The organism is Cobetia sp. BMC6 (assembly GCF_029991385.1).
Lineage (GTDB): Bacteria > Pseudomonadota > Gammaproteobacteria > Pseudomonadales > Halomonadaceae > Cobetia.
Genome location: NZ_JAKUMF010000008.1, coordinates 94,726 through 115,552, shown reverse-complemented (window position 1 = coordinate 115,552; position 20,827 = coordinate 94,726). Strand labels below are relative to the sequence as shown.

General features: G+C 66.4%; 10 protein-coding genes. 3 read left to right on the top strand and 7 right to left on the bottom strand.

The features are described from left to right. Nucleotide 1 precedes the first annotated feature (1 nt). The 4 genes from recB to MKZ40_RS13915 all read right to left on the bottom strand — a co-directional run bounded on the left by recB (nucleotide 2) and on the right by MKZ40_RS13915 (nucleotide 10,959). Entirely contained in the window at nucleotides 2–4,276 is a 4,275-nt protein-coding gene (gene recB / locus MKZ40_RS13930; RefSeq protein WP_175090196.1) for an exodeoxyribonuclease V subunit beta, read from the bottom strand. Continuing rightward, nucleotides 4,273–8,328, bottom strand: a complete 4,056-nt coding sequence (gene recC, locus MKZ40_RS13925; protein WP_175090195.1) for an exodeoxyribonuclease V subunit gamma — start codon at nucleotides 8,326–8,328, stop codon at nucleotides 4,273–4,275. Before recC ends, recB begins: the two co-directional genes overlap by 4 nt. A 204-nt stretch (nucleotides 8,329–8,532) precedes the next feature. Next, the gene (locus MKZ40_RS13920) at nucleotides 8,533–9,870 is read right to left on the bottom strand and encodes an MFS transporter (protein ID WP_175090194.1); all 1,338 of its coding nucleotides are present in this window, start codon (nucleotides 9,868–9,870) and stop codon (nucleotides 8,533–8,535) included. Between the two features lie 669 nt (nucleotides 9,871–10,539). After that, entirely contained in the window at nucleotides 10,540–10,959 is a 420-nt protein-coding gene (locus MKZ40_RS13915; protein ID WP_043333122.1) for a DUF1499 domain-containing protein, read from the bottom strand. A gap of 409 nt (nucleotides 10,960–11,368) precedes the next feature. On the opposite strand from MKZ40_RS13915, the gene MKZ40_RS13910 reads away from it, so the two are divergent. Then, nucleotides 11,369–12,787 (top strand): exonuclease SbcCD subunit D C-terminal domain-containing protein, encoded by a 1,419-nt coding sequence (locus MKZ40_RS13910; protein ID WP_175090193.1) that lies wholly within the window; start codon nucleotides 11,369–11,371, stop codon nucleotides 12,785–12,787. Continuing rightward, nucleotides 12,784–16,344 (top strand): AAA family ATPase, encoded by a 3,561-nt coding sequence (locus MKZ40_RS13905; protein ID WP_175090192.1) that lies wholly within the window; start codon nucleotides 12,784–12,786, stop codon nucleotides 16,342–16,344. Before MKZ40_RS13910 ends, MKZ40_RS13905 begins: the two co-directional genes overlap by 4 nt. Before the next feature lie 49 nt (nucleotides 16,345–16,393). On the opposite strand, the gene MKZ40_RS13900 is transcribed toward MKZ40_RS13905, so the two are convergent. The 3 genes from MKZ40_RS13900 to MKZ40_RS13890 all read right to left on the bottom strand — a co-directional run bounded on the left by MKZ40_RS13900 (nucleotide 16,394) and on the right by MKZ40_RS13890 (nucleotide 19,696). Continuing rightward, nucleotides 16,394–17,149 carry an endonuclease V gene (locus MKZ40_RS13900; RefSeq protein ID WP_175090191.1) on the bottom strand — a complete coding sequence of 252 codons (756 nt, stop codon included), beginning with the start codon at nucleotides 17,147–17,149 and terminating at the stop codon, nucleotides 16,394–16,396. 53 nt (nucleotides 17,150–17,202) lie between these two features. Further along, a complete protein-coding gene (locus MKZ40_RS13895; protein ID WP_175090190.1) occupies nucleotides 17,203–17,775 on the bottom strand; it encodes a hypothetical protein in 573 nt (190 codons plus the stop codon). 223 nt (nucleotides 17,776–17,998) lie between these two features. Further along, entirely contained in the window at nucleotides 17,999–19,696 is a 1,698-nt protein-coding gene (locus MKZ40_RS13890) for a DEAD/DEAH box helicase (RefSeq protein ID WP_175090189.1), read from the bottom strand. 591 nt (nucleotides 19,697–20,287) lie between these two features. On the opposite strand from MKZ40_RS13890, the gene MKZ40_RS13885 reads away from it, so the two are divergent. Next, a complete protein-coding gene (locus MKZ40_RS13885) occupies nucleotides 20,288–20,809 on the top strand; it encodes a YaiI/YqxD family protein (protein WP_175090188.1) in 522 nt (173 codons plus the stop codon). The last annotated feature ends 18 nt before the right edge of the window (nucleotides 20,810–20,827 follow it).

Genomic DNA, 20,827 nt, shown 5'->3' with positions numbered 1-20,827 from the left:
GTCAGACATCGAAGGCCCCCTGCTGGCCGCTTTGGGTGAGTGGCGAGGTGTCGGTGGTGTTGAGGAGCAGGCTATCCAATGCGGAGCTGTCGCCGCCCAGCCAGAGATCCAGCGCCTCGATCAGCGCCTGTGATGGCCTGCGCTGGAAGACGCCGGGCGTCGCTGCCCCTTCAAAGGGCCGGCCGGGCGTCGCTATCCCTTCAAGGGGCCGGCCGGGCGTCGCTTCAGTCTCATCCACCGCAAGCGCGGGTGAGTCACCGCCGCCATCCAGGCCACGCAGGAAGACATACAGCACCCCGCCCATGCAGCGCTCGTAATCGTAGTCCTCACCGAGGCGCGCCTTGAGCAGGCGATGCAGCGCGAGGGTGTAGAGCACGTATTGCAGGTCGTAGCGGTGCTCGACCATGGCGCGGGCCAGTGACTCGCCAAGATAATCCTCGGGGCGCTCGCCCAGATAGTTGGATTTCCAGTCCAGCACGTACCAGCGCCCGCCGGACTGGAAGGTCAGATCGATGAAGCCCTTGAGCATGCCGTGCATGCGACGTGGCGCGAGCCTGGGCCGCGAGCGCGGCAACGGTTCCAGCGCAGTGACCACGGCATCCAGCGGCAGACTGCGTGCGTGCACGGCCGGCAGCCAGAATTCCAGCTCCGGCAGCCAGGCCTCCAGCCGGTTGAGCAGGATAGGCTCGCCCTCGAAGCCCTGCAGCGGGCGGGTCAGCGCCTGCTCCAGCCAGTCGGTGAGGCGCGGCTGCCAGCTGGCATCGAAGCCACCGAAATGCAGCCGCGAGCCCACCAGCCGCTCAAGCTCGCCGCGATAGTCATCCGCACCGAGACGATCGAGATCCACCGCTTCCAGCAGACCATGCAGGAAGGTCCCCGGGCGCGGTCCGCGCGGGAAATCATGCAGATGGATCTCGCCCACCGTCATCGGCAGGCCGCCGGCCAGCAGCGGGCCGGACTGCCCCGCCACCTCGCGGTCCGGGCGCGTCAGGCCCTGCTCGCCCTCTTCCAGCGCGATCTCGGTGGCGCCCTCGGGCACGCGGTCATCCGCGGCATCGGCGGTGTCTTCCAGCGCCGCCGTCACCTGACGGGCATCGGTGAGCAAGGCGGTGTAGGAGGCGATCCACCAGTCATCCTCGATACCACCCGCGAAGTGGCGCGCGCCGTGGAAGTGCTGATCGCGCTCCGCCGGGGGCTGATATTCATGGCCTACTGGCGTGGGCAGGCCGGAAACGCGCGCCAGTCCGGCAGACTGCTGATCACACCAGCCGTGCAGCGCGGCCTCGATGGCGCTGGCCTCGATATCCGGGGTATCACTCAGGCCAAGCAGGTAGCCGACGGCGGTGGACGGCAGGCTCAGCTGCTTGCTGAAACCGCCCTTGCCGATAGGCGCCAGCCCCAGCCAGCAGGCGAACTTGGGACGCGTCAGCGCCACGTAGAGCAGACGCACATCTTCCATCAGCCGTGCATGGTCGGCCGCCGCGATGGCCTCCCTGGAGGGCTTCTTGACCAGGATGCTGTCATCGAGAGCGTCATCCTCCTGATCGACTCTGTGAGCAGGCACTTCCTCGTTATCGTCTTCCTCGTCAGCGCCTCCCTCGTCATCACCTTCCACGTCAGCCGAAGCCAGCCAGCGCTGCTTGAGGGTCAGCAGGCCGAAATTCCTGTCCGGCTCGGCCGCGCGGAAGCTGGCCATGAACGGCAACAGCACGATGGGATACTCAAGCCCCTTGGACTTGTGGATGGTGACGACGCGCACCAGCCCCTCATCACTTTCCAGTCGCTGACTGAGGCTGTCGCTGTCCAGCGCTTCATGGCCGGATTCCAGCGCCTGATGCCACCAGCGCAGCAGCGCCTGCTCGCCATCGAGGCGCTGGGCGGCATTCTGGGCCAGCTCACCAAGGTGCAGCACATCCGTCAGGGCGCGCTCACCCCCGGCGCGCACCGCCAACCGCTCACCGACCCGGAAGTCGCGCATCACGCCGCGCAGCATCGGCAGCACGCCACGCCGCTGCCAGTCGCGGTGATAGCCATCGAAACGCTCGACCTCACGCTCCCAGGCCAGCTCATCCACCGCGAGGCGTTCGACCAGCGAGAGATCCTCGGCCAGCAGCCGCGTCGCCAGCGCCGCGCGCAGGCGGCGGTCATCACGCGGATGGGCCACGGCCTCGAACAGCTGCAGCAGTTCGAAGGCCTCCGGCGTGTCGAATACCGAGCTCTTCTCGCTCAGATAGACGCTGCGAATGCCGCCTTCGGCCAGCGCGCCCCGCACCGCCGCAGCCTCGCGGCCGTTGCGCACCAGCACGGCGATATCGCTGGCGGCCACGCCACGCGGCGCCGCATCCCCTTCGTCCATGAACACCAGCCCCGGCTCGCCCGCCGCCAGACGCTGCTGTCCTTCCAGCAAGGCCTGGATCTGGGCGCGACAGGCACCACTCATGGCGCGGCGGTGGTCATCGGCGCTCAGACGCTCACCGCTGGCCCACCACAGATTCAGCGCGCAGGCGGCCTCTTCGCGGCCATCCGGATGACGCAGCACCAGCCGGGTGCGCGTGCCCTGGGCCTCGACCGGCTGGAAGGGAATGTCCTCACTGCCGAAGGGCGCCTGATGCTGGGCGAACAGGGCATTCACCGCGGATACCATCGCGGCGCTGGAGCGGAAGTTGCGCGGCAGGGTGAAGCGCGAGCTGGTGACCTTGCGCGCCGCCAGATAGGTGTCGATATCGGCGCCGCGGAAGGCATAGATGGCCTGCTTGGGATCACCGATCATCAACAGCGTGCTGGGCGCCTCGCCAGCATCGATGCCGACATCGTTGCTGAAGGCATCGCCATCAGTCGGGCCATCGCCCGCCGTCTGCGGATAGATGCGCCGGAAGATGCGGTACTGGACCGGATCGGTGTCCTGGAATTCGTCGATCATCGCCACCGGCAGCTCCTGACGGATCTGGCGCGCCAGTCGCTGGCTGGCCTCGCCATTGAGCGACGGGTCCAGTGCGTGATCGAGATCATTGAGCAGGTCCGAGAACTCCCACAGCCCGAGGCGGCGCTTCTCGCAGATCAGGGCACGGGCGACGCTGTCACGCGCGTGCACGGCGACCTGATCCAGCAGCACGGCGTCCGGGGCGGGCACCTCGGCCAGCATGTCCAGCGCCGCGAAGAAGGGATGACGCGGCGTCTGGCAGTTCTTCCTGGTGCCCTTCTCGAGCTTGGCCTGACTCAGCCAGCACAGCTTCTTGCTGTCGAGCATGTCGGCGGCGAAGTCGTGCTCGCCGCTGGCCAGCCAGGCGGCCGTCGCCGCCAGGCGGGGCTCGAGTTCGGCCTCCTTGTAGCTGTTGCCGTTGAGGGCCTTGCTGGCGAAGGCTTCGCCCATCACCGCGCGGATGGCCGCCTCATCGAAGCTTTCCTCGACGGCGCGCCGGGCGGCCTCCTGCTGCTGACGCCACTGTTCGGCATTGCCGAGCAGCTCGCTCAGGTCATGCGGGGCCTCAAGACATTCGCCGTCGCGGTACAGCGGGCGTGGCGTGCCATCCCGCAGCAGGCCGCGCAGCTCTTCTCCCAACGCGTCAGGCCCGGCCCAGCGCCCACGGATCAAGGCCTGCCATTCGCGGGCCAGCGGATAGAACTCGCAGCGCCAGTAATCCTCGACGCAGCGCGCCAGCAGCGACTGGCCATCCTGCAACAGCTCGGCGCCGAAGCGTCCGCCGGCATCGAAGGCATGTCGACTGAGCATGCGCTGGCAGAAGCCGTGGATGGTGAAGATGGCGGCGTCATCCATCAGGCGCGCGGCCTGATCGAGGCGCCGTGCCGCGGCAGCCTTGAGGCGCGCTGCGTCCTCGGCAGGTGATGGTGTCAGCAGCGGTGCGAGCAACTCGGCCAGCACCGGATCAGGACTGGCACGCTCCAGCAGCGCCTCACGCGCCTGCTTGAGGCGCGCTCGAATTCGGTCTCTAAGCTCCGCGGTGGCGGCTTCGGTGAAGGTCACCACCAGTATCTCCGGCGGCGTCAGCGGGCGCGGATAGCAGACGCCCGCGTCCTGGCCGGGCAAGGGCCCGAGCACCAGCCGCACGTAGAGCGCGGCGAGGGTGAAGGTCTTGCCGGTACCGGCACTCGCCTCGATCAGGTGCTGACCGAGCAGCGGCAGCGTCGGAATATCGAGGGCCTGGCCCTGCTGGCTCTGATCCATCTCGTCACTCATTGCCGCTTCCTTGTCCTGAGCGATGCCACTCCTCACGCCACTCTCCACACCGCGCATGTCTTCCACTCCGGTATCGCTCATGACGTCGCCTTCCCGGTGGCAAGCTCCACCGCGCGTTCGCCGAGAATGCCCTGCCGCACACCGATCATGCTCTCGATCAGCGGCTGGTAGAGCTGCACGCTGTTGAGCACGCCGCCGGCCTGTGCAAAGGCCTCGAACTCCGGCCACAGCTCGCCCAGCGCGCCTTCCTGCCGCCTGAGCGCCTGGGGGCCCTTGAAGATGTCTTCGCTGAAGCGGGTTTCCATGGCGCGCGCCAGGCCGTCGGCAAGCCAGGGCTTGTGAATGGCCCCGAGCGCCGTCTCAAGGTTTGCGCTGCCGTCCGCGGCCTGCGCCTTGAGTGCACCGAACAGGGCATTGCGATCCTCCTCGCCCACCACCTCCCAGAGGGTGGTCGCCAGTTCCAGCGCGGCCGCCAGCGGCGCCTGCCAGCCCTGGGCATAGGCCTTGACGAGATGGCGCAGCGCGGCCTCGGCCTGCTCGATGCGCAGCGCGGGGAACAGCAGCCAGCGGTCCTCGAACACCGCCAGCCACTGATAGCCCTCACGGCTTGCGCCCTGATCACCTGCCACTTCCCCGAGGCCGGGACGCGCGTTGGCCATCAGCCAGTCGAGGTAGCCGGCCAGCAGACGATGCGGCTTGCCGAGCTTCCTGTAGCGCCCTTCCTTGCCGGGCTTGAGGGTGCCGAAGTGGGTCGCCTCCAGCGTGGCCAGCAGGCGGCTCTCGCCCTCGGCGTCATCGCGCAGCTGCTGACGGCTGATCAGACGCGTGGTGAGGGTCACGCGCAGCATCTCGCCGCCCTCATCCTGCATGATCAGCGGTACCTCGAGGGTACGCGGCGGCAGCGAGATGGCATCGCTGAGCTGGTCACGCCAGCTGGCCAGCTGCTGATCGAGACGCTTGAGACGCGGTTCGATCAAGGCATCGGCAAAGCCCAGCGCCGGCAGCCGCCCAGCCCGGCGCAGACGTTCGGCGGCCAGCGGCAGTGACTGCCCGGCAAGCGCGGCGTCCAGCAGCTCGCGGGTCAGGGTGAAGTTCTCCAGCCCGTCGGGGGCGAAGGGTTCGTTGTCTTCATCCGGCACCTCGGCATCGCGGAAGCGCACGCCGACGCGGTCCAGCCCCAGCTGCCAGGGCCGGCGCAGGAAGCGCGCCAGCGAATCGGCACCGAGGCGCAGATGGGACTCCGGCGCCTGCTCCACCAGCTGCCTCAAGGCAGTCACTGCCGCCGCTTTCACCTGACTGGCATTGCTTGGGTTTTCCTGAAGTGTTTCAGTCACTTGAGCCTGACCCGCCGCGCGATACAGGCTCGACCAGCTGGCGTCATAGCTGAACAGATCGACGGCCGCTGCCTGGGAGGCATGGAAATAGCGCCGCGAGAATGGCTGCAGCGGGTGTTCGGTGATCAGGCGCTCTCGCAGCGCCGCCTCGCGCGAACGCTTGGTGGAGTGCGGCTGCTCGGGCTCCCAGCCCAGCTCGATGTAGTCGAGCAGTTCACCGACCAGCACCGAGGGCGGCCGCTCGCCGTTGTCGCGCTGGTCACGCCCGACCCACGAGATCGACAGGCGATCCCGCGCCGCCAGCAGCGCCTCCAGGAACAGGTAGCGATCATCGTCGCGCCGTGAGCGGTCCCCCGCCTGCGGGCGGCTGGCCATCAGGTCGAAATCCTGCGGCATGCGCACCCGTGGGTAGTCGCCATCGTTCATGCCCAGCAGGTGCACTTCGCGGAAGGGAATCGCACGCATCGGCATCAGGGTGGCGAAGTTGACCCGCCCGGCGAGAAAGCGCTGGGCGAGACCACCGCTGTCCAGCTCGCCGCGCAGCGCCTCGCGCACCACCTTGAGCGACAGGCAGCCCTCGAAACCGGCCTGCTGCCAGCCCTTGTCGAGGCGTGAGAGCGCCGCCTGCAGGCGCGCCAGAATGTCGAATTCCTCGGCGCTGTCCGGGCTGAGGCTCTCTTCCCACAGCCGCTGCAGCGTGGTGGCCCAGTCCGCCGGCGTACGCGAGGTATCCAGCCAGCGCCGCCAGCGATCCAGACTCTCGATCAGCTCGCCGACCTTGCCTGCCAGCTCGGCCTCGAGACCGGCCACTTCATCGAAGGGCACCACGCCGTCGAAGCTCAGGCCGTTCATGTCGACAAGGCCGTCCATCAGATCGTCCATCGGAGCGCCATTTTGCTCATCTCCAAGTTCCCCCTGCGCGGGACCCCCGGCCGCCGGGGTGCCGGTGGCGTAGCCCAGCAGCATGCGCTCGAGCCCGAAGCGCCAGCTGTTCTCGTCGAGGGGCATGAAGCCGAGCTGCTCCCGGTGCTCACCGGAGAGTCCCCAGCGCACGCCGCTGTCGGCCAGCCAGCGCCGCAGACGCTCGAGCTCGCCCTCCTCGATGGCGAAACGACGCCGGAAGGCGGCGACATCCAGCGCATCCAGCACCTCGCTGACGCCGAGGCGGCGCTCCGGCAGCTCCAGCAGCATCAGCACCAGCCCGAGCAGCGGATTGGCCTGGCTGGCCACGCGGTCGGCGATGGTGAAGGGAATATGGCGCGGATTGCCCGGCGGCAGCTGACCGAACACCGCCTCGATATAGGGGGCATATCGGTCGATGTCGGGCACCATCACCAGGATGTCGCGCGGCAGCAGCGGCTCGCCCTCACCGCGTTTCTCGGCCTCATGGGCGCGCTCGAAGGCCGCCAGCAGGCGGTCATGGAGGATCTCGACCTCGCGCAGCGCCGAGTGGGCGCTGACCAGACTGATGGAGTCGTCATCGGCCGCGAGCACCCGCGGACTGCCCTCGGCCAGGGCACGCTCGCCGGGGTGGACCAGCTCGAGTATCTCGTCCTGGATCTGCTGCAGCAGCGGTGCCTGCTCGGGTGGCATGTCCTCGCTGATGCGCGGCACGAAGACGTCCAGCTCGAGATCGAAGCCGCTGTCACGCCCCGACAGTGCACTCTCGAATTCATACAGGCTGACGATGAAGTCACGCCCCTGTGCGCCAAGCCCTGCCAGCAGCGGGTTGGCCTTGAGGTGCAACTCCTCCTCCGCCAGCCCGATCAGCGCCGGCGCCTCGGGGTGACGGGCACGCTGTTGCGCGAGGCGCTCGCTGTCCATGCGCTGGCTGTCTGCTCGCGAACTGCGCCGCACGGCTTCGCGGTCGGAGACGATATCGCCCCAGTAATGGCGGCAGGGATTGGTGATCATCAGGTAGATGTCCATCACCCCGGACAGCGCATGCAGCGCATCCAGCGTCTGGCCCGGCAACGCCGAGATACCGAACACGAACAGGCGTGGCGGCAGTGGATGACGACGTGTCGAGGGCAGTGTCTCCAGCGCGCGCGCCGCCGCGACGAAGCGACCATGCAGGGCGGCACGGTGATGCTGGCGGCTGCTGGATGGCGCATCGGCCAGCACCGCGCGCCACAGTGCCGGCTGCCACTGCTGGCTATCCGGCAGGTTGTCGGGCAGCAGATTGGCCGGCAGCTCGCTTGCGGCCTGCTGGCGCGCGAAGGCATCCCGGAAGTTGTCGTCTTCCAGCCCGCTCTCCCAACTGCGTACCCACTCGGGGCGATAGTTGAGGTACTGATCGAACAGGTCCGCCAGCTGGCAAGCCAGCTGCCACTGCTGACGTTCGGCCTCGGGACCCTCGGGCAGCGCTGGCAATGCGTCCTCACCGACCGCCTCGATCAGCTGGCCACGCTCGTCGCGACACAGGTAATCCCTGAGCGGCGCATAACATTCGGCCTGGGATTCATCGGCCAGCAGCCCCGGCAGCAGGCGCAGCAGGCGCAGCAGGCGCCAGGCAAGCGGGCCCTTGTCGAAGGGCGACAGTTCCGGAATCTCGTCGCCCAGCACGCCGCCCAATACCCCGCGATAGGCACGCCACACGAAGCTTGAGGGCAGTGGAAAATCCACCGAGGCGGCGATGCCATCGGCCTCGGCCAATGACAATCTCAGCCACTGGGCCATGCCGTTGGACTGGACGAGGAAGGTTTCCGGCACCAGCGGAGGCTGAGGCGCGGCCTTGATCACCTTGAGGGCCAGATCGCGCAGGTCCTCGAGGTGATTGGCGTGAAGAACGGTAAACATGCGGGCATCCTGCTGGGAGTGACAACCCGGCCATCGTGGCCGTGGCAAGCCGCTGCGCGGAGAGACAATGAATGGCTCTATCCTAGCGTCGCCGTGGCGCCGGCCCAAACGAAAAACGCGCACCACCCAGAGGGTGATGCGCGTTTTCAGGCAGAGGCAGGCCACAAGGGCCTGCCTCTCATCCTGCGATAGCAGACACGCTGATCAGACGATGCGCATCAGTTCGCGGCCGCGCGGGCTGATCGCCAGCCACAGGCCGAGCACCACGCCCATCAGCGACAGCGCCGCCACGTACCAGGTCGGCGACAGCGGCGAGACGGTCATCATCAGCGAGACCAGAATCGGCGTGAAGCCACCGAAGATGGCGTAGGCGACATTGTAGGAGAACGACAGGCCAGTGAAGCGCACCGCCGGCGGGAAGCCGCGGATCGCGATGCTCGGCACCGCGCCGACGATGCCGACGCTGAAGCCGGTCAGGCAGTAGAGCGGCACCAGCAGGCTGGGGTCTGAGTGCATGGTGGCGAGGAAGACCCAGTAGGTGATGCCCAGCAAGGTGCTCCACAGCACCAGGGTGACGCCGGCGCCGATGCGATCGACCATGTAACCGGAGACGATGCAGCCGACGCACACCGCCACGATCGCCAGACTGTTGGCGGAGAAGGCCGCGGCGCGGCTCAGGCCCTCGAGGCCCGCGATCAGGCTCGGCGTCATCAGGATCACGACCACGATGGCAGCGGTCAGAATCCAGGTGACCGCCATCGCCACGGCAATCGCCGGACGCTGCTCCCGCAGGATCATCTTCAAGGGCAGCTCGGCGGCCAGCGCCTTCTTCTGCTGCATCTCGGCGAATACCGGCGTCTCGTGCAACCAGCGACGCAGATAGACCGAGAACAGCCCGAACACGCCGCCGATGATGAACGGAATCCGCCAGGCGAAATCACTGACCTCTTGCGGGGTGTAGACACTGTTGATGGCGCTGGCCATCAGCGAGCCGAGCAGGATGCCACCCACCAGGCCCATCGAGAGCGTGCCGCAGGCCAGACCATTGTGACGCGGTGCGACGTGCTCACTGACGAACACCCAGGCACCCGGTACCTCACCTCCGACCGCCGCGCCCTGGAACAGACGCAAGATGATCAGCAGCAGCGGCGCCCACATGCCGATGACGGCATAGGTCGGCAGCATGCCCATCAGCAGGGTCGGCAGCGACATCATGAAGATGGACAGCGTGAACATCTTCTTGCGGCCCAGCGTATCGCCGAAGTGGGCCATGATGATGCCACCCAGCGGGCGCGCCAGATAACCGGCGGCGAAGATGCCGAAGGTCTGCACCTGACGCAGCCACTCGGGAATGTCGGGCGGGAAGAACAGCTGGCCGACGACGGTGGCGAAGAACACGAAGATGACGAAGTCATAGAACTCGAGGGCGCCGCCGAGAGCGGACAGACCGAGTACCTTGATATCACCACGCTTGAGCGAATTTTCGTTGGGCAAATCGTGTGCAGCGGGGGCGGAGCCCGCTGCGGGGACGGAATCGTTCATGGATCTCTGTTTAGCGGGGGCTGGTGTCCAGCGATGGTCAAGGGTGATTCACGCGTCGCACATCTTGTCTTGGAGGCTTTCAGTCGGGGAGACATCATCGAATCGAGAGACGTCATCCTGTCGAAAGACATCATCGAATCGAGAGACATCATCCTGTCGAGAGACATCATCGAATCGAAAGACATCATCCAACCGAGAGACATCATCGGTCACGGAGCGGAAGTCGTGCTGATGATGACTGAAAGCACCGGGGTTGCCCCGGAGGCGTGGCGATCATGCGGAATCCTGCCAGCGTACGACGCATCACTGTATTGCAAAAAACACAATACAGGTCGATGCAATCATGCGTCTCATGTATCGCGTCCAGAGTAGCAAAGGCGACCTTGGCTGGGTAGCGTTCGCTCACTGTTTGGCAGGGGTCTTGCGGGAAATCACGCCGACCTTGCCAAGAGTTGGCATGAAAAACCCCGGTGCCTCGAGAAGGCGGACCGGGGTGGTGAACGTCATCCTGTGCAGTTCAAGCAATGAGGGACGTGGTGGGTGTCATGCAGTGAATCATCTTCCCGCGCCTGCCGAGCGACGCCCGAGACCTGGATTCAGATTCAGGTTCAGGTTCAGGTCCAGGTTCAGGTCCAGGTTCAGGTTCAGGTTCAGGTTCATCGACAAGCGTCAGCTGCAGTAGCCCCAGCCTTCCAGGCGCTGGCGAATGTCCTCGACCCGCTGGCGGTTCTTGCCGAGATCGGAATGCCCTCTGCGCGAGACGCTGCGCACATGACAGACCCCCTCCTCTTCATTGCAGACGATTTCCACATCATCAACGAAGCCCAGCACGGGGGTGTGGAACTCGGCGTGCAGATAGCCGCCATCTTCGCTGACGATTTCAGCATGACCCATCGATTCTATGATGCCGTGCAACTTCTCCATCGCACTGACGCAGCAATCCTGCGGCATCGGGAGTGGCGCAACATAATGCTTGCTGTCAGTGGCCTGGGAACTGACCCCGTTGGGGGTGCTGGGGGCCGGAGCCAGCATGCCATCATGCAGGCCGAGATTGTCGGGACGAGGTGAAGCAAAAAGACCTTGGCGCATTTCGAATCCTTCCTGTCATCTCTGGGCGTCGGTAACAGCATCCTCTGTCACCAGCCTGATTGTTATCCAAGTCAGCTTGAAGACGTTGCGAAGACTGTGCGCAAGAAAGCCCCATGCGGGCTTCTCCGCTGATGTGATTCGCTTGAGGCAACTCCCACACGCTGCCATCGCGCGGGCTTGTCGGTGAATGACAAGGGCCTCGACTTTCAGCGTAGCGACTTTTGTCGATTTTGCCCGTGGAAGGCCTTGATCCAGATCATCTGCCTGATAATGCGCCGCACCTTGAGCGGCTTGAGGCCGTGCCCTCTTCCGCCCCAGCGAAGCCAGACCGTACACTGGGCAGCATTTCACCCGGCCCGGCTTGCCCCAGCCCCAGCCGCCGGCCAGACGACTTCGCAAGGACCCCATCGTGAGCTTCCGCTTTCTGCACACTTCCGACTGGCATCTCGGCCAGAGCTTTCACGGCCAGAGCCGTCATGTCGAGCACGCTGCCTTTCTCGACTGGCTGCTCGGGCAGCTCAAGACTCTGGCGCCGGATGCGCTGCTGATCGCCGGAGACCTGTTCGATGTGGTCAACCCGAGCCTGGCCGCCCAGGAACTGCTCTACGACTTCATCGTGCGCGCCCACGAGCAGGACGCGGCGCTGGAGATCGTGATGATCGCCGGCAATCACGATTCCGGCTCGCGCATCGAGCTGCCGGCCGCGTTGCTGGCACGTCTCAAGACCCATGCGCTGGGGCGTGTGCGCTGGGTGGATGATTCCGCCGACGGCGGCGATGCTCACAGTCTCGACTGCCAGCATCTGCTGGTGCCCCTGCATGATCGTGACGGCAAGCGCCGCGCCCTGTGCCTGGCGGTGCCCTTTCTGCGCCCGGCCGAGGTCACCGGCCTGAGCAGCGGCGAGCAAGCCGAGCAGGAAGGGCAAGCTGCAGGCAAGGCCGAACGCACCCGCAGCGAGGCCTACCGCGACGGCGTGGCCCGCGTGCACCAGCAGCTGGTCAGTGCTGCGCGCGCCGCCCGCCAGCCCGGCGAGGCGCTGATCGCCATGGGCCATGCCCACATGCGTGACGGCGAGGTGTCCGAGAACAGCGAGCGCCCGATCCTGATGGGCGGCGAAGAGGCGCTCTCGACCAGCCTGTTCCCCGACGACATCGCCTATGTGGCACTGGGCCACCTGCATCGCCCGCAGCGCGTGGGCGGCGAGGAGCGCATCCGCTACTGCGGCACGCCGCTGGCGATGGACTTCTCCGAGGTCGACTACGGTCACCGCATCCTCGATGTCACGCTCAACAATGAAAGCCTGGAGAAGGTCGCGGAGCATCGCGTGCCCTGCCATGTCGCGCTCACGCGCGTCGGGCCTGCGCCCCTGGCCGAGATCACCGCTCAACTCACGGCGCTGGTCGCCGAGGCGCAGGCGGATCTCGAGCCGACACGCTGGCCGTGGCTGGAAGTGACCGTGCAACTGGAAGCCCCGCTCATCGACCTGCGCGCCCGCATCGAGGCGCTGCTGGAAGGCGCGCCGCTGCGACTGATCAAGCTGGTCACCCGCTACCCGGCCCCCAGTGCCGAGCATCGCGCGCCGAAAGGCGTGAAGCTCGATGAGCTGGGGCCGATGGGGCTGTTCGAGCGTCACTATCGCGCCACCTATGACAATGAGCCGGACCCGACGCTGATCGAGGATTTCGCCCAGCTGCTCGAGGAGGTCGAGGCCGCGCGCGAGACGCGTCTCGAAGGCGAGCCAGCCACCCGACCTGCTCGCAAGGCCGACAAGGCGGCTTCGATAGACAAGACTGGCACGGCAGACAAGGCCAAGGGAGGTCAGGCATGAAGATTCTCGCCCTGCGCCTCGACAACCTGGCCTCGCTGGCCGGCGCACATGAAGTCGACTTCGAGAAGGCACCGCTGTCCGATGCCGGCCTGTTCGCCATCACCGGCCCCACCGGGGCCGGCAAGAGCACGCTGCTCGATGCCCTGTGTCTGGCGCTCTATGGCACCACGCCGCGCCTGCGCCAGACGCCGAGTGGCGGTCAGCTGGAGGATGTCGGCGAGCATCAGTTGACGCTCAAGGACCCGCGCAGCCTGCTCCGGCGTGGCTGCGGCGAAGGCAAGGCCGAGGTGGATTTCATCGGCCGCGATGGCCTGCGCTATCGCGCCAGCTGGACGGTCAGCCGCGCGCGCGGCAAGCCCGGCGGGCGCCTGCAGAATGCCAAGCAACATCTCCAGCTGCTGCCCACCGGCGATGACACCCAGCCGGCTCAGACCCTCAACACCACCAGCAATGACGCCAAGGCGTTGATCATCGACAGGCTGGGGCTGAATTTCGAGCAGTTCACCCGCGCCGTACTGCTGGCGCAGAGCGAGTTCAGCGCCTTCCTGCGTGCCAATGACAATGAACGCTCGGAGTTGCTGGAGAAGCTGACCGATACCGGCCATTACTCCGAGATCTCGATGGCCGCCCATGAGCGCGAGCGCGCCGCCCGCGAGGCCGTCAATGAACTGGAGCGCAAGCTGGAAGGCCAGCTACCGGCCAGCCCGCAGGAGCGCCAGGCGCTCGAGGAGGAGGTGCGTCTGCGCCAGACGACCATGACCCGGCTCAGCGAACAGCATGATGCGCTGACGGCCTACCACCAGTGGACCACCACGGCGGGCGAGCTCGAACAGGCCCTGCGTCAGGCGCAGCAGGAGCAGACCGAGGCCCACGCCGCCAGTGATGCGCTTTCCCGTCAGCGCGAGCAACTCAGCGCCCTGGAAGCCCTCGCGCCGATTCGCCCTGCCCTGCTGCGCCTCAAGGCGATCGCGCCGCAGCATGCGCAGCTGGTCACGCAACTGGCCCAGCTGGAGCAGCAGCTCGGCGCCCTGTCGCCCAGGGTTGAGCAGGCCAGAGCCGCCAGGCACACCGCCGATGAACGCATGCAGCGCTGCGATACCTGGCGTGGCGAGCAACTGCCGAAACTTGAAGAGGCACGTCAGGTGGCCTCGCGACTGGCGCAACAACGCGAAGCACACGCCAGCCAGCAGAGTGAACAGCAACGCCTGCGCGACACGCTCGGCCAACATCAGCAGGAGCTGGAGGCACAGGATCGCCAGCGCCAGCAGCTGGAGCAGCAACTCCAGCAGCTGCAGGCGACGCTGGTCGACGAGTCAGGCCAGCCGCTGCGCGATGCCGAAGACTATCGTGACCAGCTGCAACGTCAGCGCGATGCATTGCTGGAGCTCAAGCCCGTACTCAGCGAGCAGATCAGTGGTCTGGCTCGCCGTGATGAGGTGCAGCAGCGTCTTGTCGAGCTGGAGCAGCAACTGCCCCGACAACAACAGGCGTTGCGGGATGTGTCTGCCCGGCAGGCGCAGGCATTGCAGGCCCGTGATCAGGCGCGCCACGAGGAAGACGCCGAGCGCCGCCAGCAGGAGCAGGAGCGTCTGGCACGCAGCGACAACGTGATGGCGCTGCGCCGTGGGCTGGTCCAGGGCGAGGAGTGTCCGGTGTGCGGCAGCCACGAGCACCCCGCCGCCGGCCAGGCCGCACCGGCCGAGGCGCTGATCGCTCAGCTGGAACAGCAGGCCCGCGAGCGCCTTGACCAGCGCCGCCAGGCCACGGCCACCGCGCAGCAAGCCATGGAGACGGCCAGTCACGAGCACGCCCGCCTCGAGGAGCAGCTCGGCTATCTGCAGCAGGAACAGACCCAGCTGCACACGGAGCTGCAACGCCTGCAGCAGCAGGCGCAGAGCTGCCAGACGAACCTGACCGAGCTTCTGGCCCGGCATTCGCTGTCGGAGCAGCCTCAGCTTGCACCCTTGCCGCAGCTGCCGGCTGCCCACGCACTGCAACTGATCGAGCAGCGCCTTGGGGAACTGGACGCCTGCCAGAACACGCTGGTGACGACACTGCGTCAGCTGACGCCGCTGCGTGAGCAACGCCAGGCACTGGCAACACGCCACGCCACGCTGACGACGCAATGCCAGCATGGCGAGGCGCAGCTTCAACAGTGCGAGACGCAGATCACTGCGCTGGCGCGCGAGATCGAGCAACTCTGCGCCACGCTTGCCCAGCAGCTGAGCGCAGACCCCAAGCGACAGCATGCCAGCGTGAGCGACTGGTCCGACTGGATCGAGTCGCTGACCACCCGGATGCGCAACGAGCAAGAGGATGCGCGGCAGGCACTGCAGGAATTGAGCGACCAGCAACAGCAGCTGACGCAGCAGCAGGCCAACCTGCAGCAACGCCAGACGGAGCTGCGCGAGGAGCAAGACTCGCTCGACCGCGAACGCGCGCATTGGCAGACAGCGAACCCCGGCCTGGATGACGCGCGCATCGCGGAGTTGCTGGCCGTCGAGGATCACGAGCTGCAGGCACTGCGCCAGCAACTGCGCAGCGCCCACGAGCGCGTCGCACGCGCGGATGCCCTGTGTGAGGAGCGCAATGCGCGTCAGCTCACCCACTGGCAGGCCGCTCGGGCCTCCAGCTGGCAGACGGTACTCGAGCAGCTGGCAGCAGCGCTCGCCGTGGAGACGTCAGGAGCAGGTCCCGCTGGAGAAGGTCCGGCGAGAGAAGGTGTGGCAGGAGAAGGCACGGCGGGAACTGAAGAGATGGGCGTCATCCGCGCCCAGGCCCAGCAGACACTTGCGCTACATGCTCGCTTGCAGGCTCATGCGCAACCCCCACAGGAAGATGCCGCTGGCGCGCCGGAGGATGCGCAGCCACAGTCCGAGGAAGATAGCCACGCGCTTGGCGAGGCGTTGGCCACTCTGATCGCGGCGCTCAAGTCACCCCTCACTGCCGTGCGCGAGGCCCATCAATCGGCGCAGGCGGCGATACTCAATGATGACCAACGCCGCAGCGGCAGCGCCGAACTTGGCGAGCAGCTGGCCCGCGCCCGCGCAGTCCATGAACGCTGGGGCGCGCTGTCGGAGCTGATCGGCAGTGCCAGCGGTGCCAAGTTCCGCACCATCGCCCAGGCCTTCAATCTCGAGCGCCTGATCGAGCATGCCAATCTGCATCTGGCCAATCTGGTTCGTCGCTATCGTCTGGCGCGCGGCGCCAGCCCGCTGGGGCTGGTGGTGGTGGATACCGAGATGGGTGACGAGCTGCGCAGCGTGCACTCGCTGTCCGGCGGCGAGACCTTCCTGGTCTCACTGGCGCTGGCGCTGGGCCTGGCGGGCATGGCCTCCGGTGAGCTGCGCATCGAATCGCTGTTCATCGATGAAGGCTTCGGTAGCCTCGACCCGGATTCGCTGGCCCTGGCGATGGAGGCATTGGATGGCCTGCAGGCCAGCGGCCGTCGCGTCGGGGTCATCTCGCATGTGGCCGAGATGCATGAACGCATTCCGGTGCGTATCGCGGTGCGCCCCTCGGGCAACGGCCAGAGCCGACTGGAGATCGAGGGCTAGCGGCGGTCAGGCGTCACGAAGCCAGGTTCAGCGTAGCCGCTTGAGGCAGCTAGGTATCGCGGAGCCGCTTGAGGCGCCGGCTGGCGAGCTGGTCCGCCAGTCGGGTCGGCTCGGGCAGCTTGGTCTTGCCCAGACAGTGCAGGGTCATCGCCAGCGCCGTGTCCAGGTTCATGCGCTGGCCCGGCGAGACGAACACCGGCTTGACCTTCGCGCGCGAGCGCAGCACGGCGCCCAGCTGGCTGCGCTGTTCGCGTTTGGGCAGCTCGCTATTCTCGATGATGCCGAGCTCGCCATCCGCCTCACGCACGCGATCGGTCAGCGCGACCCAGTCGCCGCGCTCATCGCCCGGTTCACCATGCTTGCCGCACAGACGCTTCTTGGCCACGCCGAAGGATGGCAGGTCACACCACAGGCCGAGATGCGCCGCCACGCCCAGGCGGCGCGGGTGCGCGATGCCATGGCCGTCCACCATCAGGCATTCGGGCGCACGCTCCAGCGATTCGAGGGCGGCGATGGCGGCGGGCAGCTCCCGAAACGACAGCAAGCCCGGTATATACGGCATGCGTGTCGGCTGACGGGTCAGCTGCTGCTCGAGGGGCTCCAGCGTCGCCAGATCCAGCGTCACCACCGCCGCGCGTGTCACCTCGCCCCCATCCTCGAAGCCGATATCGACCCCGGTGATGGTCGCTGGCCACTCGCCGGGGCTTGCTCCCCAAGGCGGTGTCAGTGTCAGTCGAGTGGCCATTTCGCGTTGCTTGGCAACGGCGGCGGCAGGGTCGAGATTCCAATCGTGCAGTGCTGTCATCCACTCACTCATGCATTCCCTCTCGGCGGTTGCGGGTCTCTCTCCCTCAGATGCTATCGATCGCCCTCACCTTCAAGCTGCTTGCCCAGTGAACGCAGCACCTCCGCCGCCTGATTGCGGAAGGTGTCCAGCCCATTGCCGACCTCCCCCATGCTGCGCTCCAGCTGACGCGACAGCCGATTGGAAAGCGGCTGGTCCGCGCGGGACATCAGCTGCTCCGGCGTCATGTCGAGCACCAGGCGGTAACGGATGTCGCCGGGCGCCGCGGCCGCCAGCGGGTCACTGAACGCCTCACGGGTGAAGCGCGCGAAGTCGATGCTGGCCGCCTTGTCACCGCCGTCAGGGCGAATCAGCAGGCGATGGATCTGACCACGCGTATCGCTGAGCACATCCTCGACCTTGCCCAGCGCCTCGCCCTGCGGTGACACCACCGGCGCCAGACGCAGGGCCTCCAGCGAGACCAGCGGGATGCGAATCTCCGGCGTGGCGCTGCTGGCGGGCATGCTGGACTCGGCATGGGCCGCACTGAGCGACAGCCAGGGTGTCGCCAGCAGAGCGCACAGCATCAGCTGGCGGGCAGGCGTGGCCTGCAGGCCACGGCGCAAGGCATCGAGTGAAGAGATCATGTGGGCATCCTCGGGAATTGATGAGCGGTGGAGCTATGATGAGCGGTGGAGCTACGATGAGCGGTGGAGCTATGATGAGCGGTTGACCTATGCCAGCACAGGATACCAGCCCCGGTGACGCCTTTCGTCCAGGCACAAAAAAACCGGCACCTCGTGAGAGGTACCGGTCTTTTCAGAAGCCGTGGCCAGCACTGCGATCAGTGCCGGCCCGACTCAGGCCTGATCAGGCGCGACGACGGTCGTCGTTGCCACCTTCACGGCGCTGCGGACGAGCGCCCGCACCGTCTTCTGCCAGTTCCAGCGGACGGCCAGCGACGCGAGCACGCGCCATCTTGGACACGATGCTGGTCGGCAGACCGCTCGGCAGTTCCACGACACTGTGCGTGTTGCGGATGTCGATGCGACCGATGCGTGAACCTTCGATGCCGCCTTCGTTGGCGAGAGCGCCAACCAGCTGGCCCGGCTTGACGCCGTCACGGTGGCCGACGGCCACACGGTAGAGCTTCATGCCTTCACGCGCGACCGGCGCGGAGTTGCGACGCTCACCGCGTTCCGGACGCTCGGTGCGCTCACCGCGCTCGTTGCGACGCGCACCCGGCTTCGGCAGAGACTGGATCGGCGTCTCTTCGGCGCGAGCCATCTTGACGAAGACAGCAGCCAGCTCGACCGGATCGTGACCTTCTTCGACCAGGCTCTGGACCAGAGCGCGGTGACCGTTGGAGCTGCTGCCCAGGGCTTCGACGACGCGAGCACGGAAGGCGGCGTCACGGTGGCTACGGATCTCTTCTTCGCTCGGCAGCTGGCGTTCGGTGATGCGCTGGCCCAGGGCCTGCTCCATCCAGCGAACCTTGCGCATTTCGCGACCGCTGACGAAGGTGATGGCGCGACCTTCACGACCGGCACGGCCAGTACGACCAGTACGGTGGACGAAGGATTCGCTGTCACCCGGCAGGTCGTAGTTGAAGACGTGGGTGATACGCGCCACGTCCAGACCACGAGCGGCGACGTCGGTCGCGACCAGCACGTCGACCTTGCCACGCTTCAGGCGAGTCACGGTGCGCTCGCGCAGGGACTGGTCCAGATCACCGGACAGCGCTGCCGCGGAGATACCGCGAGCGATCAGCTGTTCGACGACTGTGGTACAGGCGGCACGAGTACGCACGAAGACGATGGCCGCATCGACGGTCTCGACTTCCAGCAGACGGGACAGCGCTTCCAGCTTGGCGCCGCCTTCGACACGCACCATCATCTGTTCGATGGTGGAAGCGGTACGCGATTCGGACTTGATGGCAACCTTGACCGGATCAACCAGGTAGCGGTTGACGATACGCTCGATCTCGGTCGGCAGCGTCGCGGAGAAGAAGACGCGCTGCGCTTCCTTCGGGGTATCGGCGACGACGCGCTTGACGTCATCGATGAAGCCCATGCGCAGCATCTCATCGGCTTCATCCAGCACGAGGGCTTTCAGGCCGTTCAGGTTCAGGCTCTTGCGATCCAGGTGGTCGATGACACGACCCGGGGTGCCGACGACGATCTGCGCGCCGCTCTTGAGGCTACGCATCTGCTCGCGGTAGTCCTGACCACCGCAGAGAGTGGCCACTTCCAGGCCACGCATGAACTGACCGTAACGTGTGAAGTTGACGGCGACCTGTTGGGCCAGCTCACGGGTCGGGGCCAGCACGAGAACCTGCGGTTCACGGCGGTCGAGGTCCAGACGGGTCAACAGCGGGAGTGCAAAGGCAGCGGTCTTGCCGGTACCCGTCTGTGCCTGGCCGATCATGTCACGGCCTTCGAGCAGACTCGGGATGGTCTGAGCCTGGATCGGGGACGGGGTTTCGTAGCCCAGCTTCTCGAGAGAGGTCAGGACGGCAGGCAGCAGGGCAAGATCGCTGAAGCGATCGACGACGGAAGTCGTGGTCATGTATATCTCACACCTAAATGGCTACAAGTAAGGCTTGCAGCTGAAGAATGGGTCGGGTTGAACCGACACGAAGCGTAAGGGCTCCGTCTGGCGATGCAGTCAGGCACGAGGCGCTGGCATCATCAGAAAAAACGTACGAGTGCTGGACGTCTTGGCATGGACGGGCCCGGGTTGCTCTGAAGGTGGACGCAATTCCACTTTCAGGCACAACGCTGCGGCGACCGTACAGCAACCAGAGGCTCTTCTACTCAGAGTCTCGGGGCGCTCCATCATGCACACTGTGGACAGGGACGGGTCTTGCATCGCGGCGGCCGGACATCGATCGAATCGAGGGGTCACGGATGGCTGGGGCAAGCTACGCCACGCGGTCCGGGAGGCGCGAAATACCGGCTGATGGCCACAAGAAACGGCGATCACGTCGGGCTCGGCTACTCAGGATGGTGGGTCACTACATGCGAGGAGCTGGCATTCTAGCAGCCTCTCACGCATTCTGCATCCTTTCTTTTGACCTTGGTCGCAGGCCAGCCGCCTTCGGGCAGGCATGCGCCCTGCCATCACGCCTCGCTGAACAGCCACCTGACAGGAGCCTGCATGACTGACGCGCAAGACCATGACGCCCCCTCCCCGGAGCATCCCGCCGAGCATGTCACCACGCTGTGGGTCGACGCCGATGCCTGTCCGCGCGCCGCGCGCGACATCCTGGTGCGCGCGGCGGAACGCACCGCGACCCCCACCTGGTTCGTCGCCAACCATCAGGTGCCGCTGCCGCGCTCGATGCACGTCAAGGCGCTGTCGGTTCCACAAGGGGCAGATGCTGCCGATCAGTTGATCGTCGAGCGCGCCCACCCCGGCGACATGGTGATCACCTCCGACCTGCCGCTGGCGCTGGAGGCGATCGAGAAAGGCGCGCTGGTGATGACGACCCGCGGCGAAGCGCTGGATGGCAACAACATTCGCGCCAAGGTGCAGATGCGCGACTTCATGGAGAGCATGCGCTCCAGCGGCGAGCACACCGGCGGCCCCTCCGCCTATGGCCAGCGCGAGCAACGCGACTTCGGCAATGCGCTGGACCGCTGGCTGGCGAAGATCAGACGCCCGACACCGCGCGCCTGATCCAACCGCCGCTGCTCG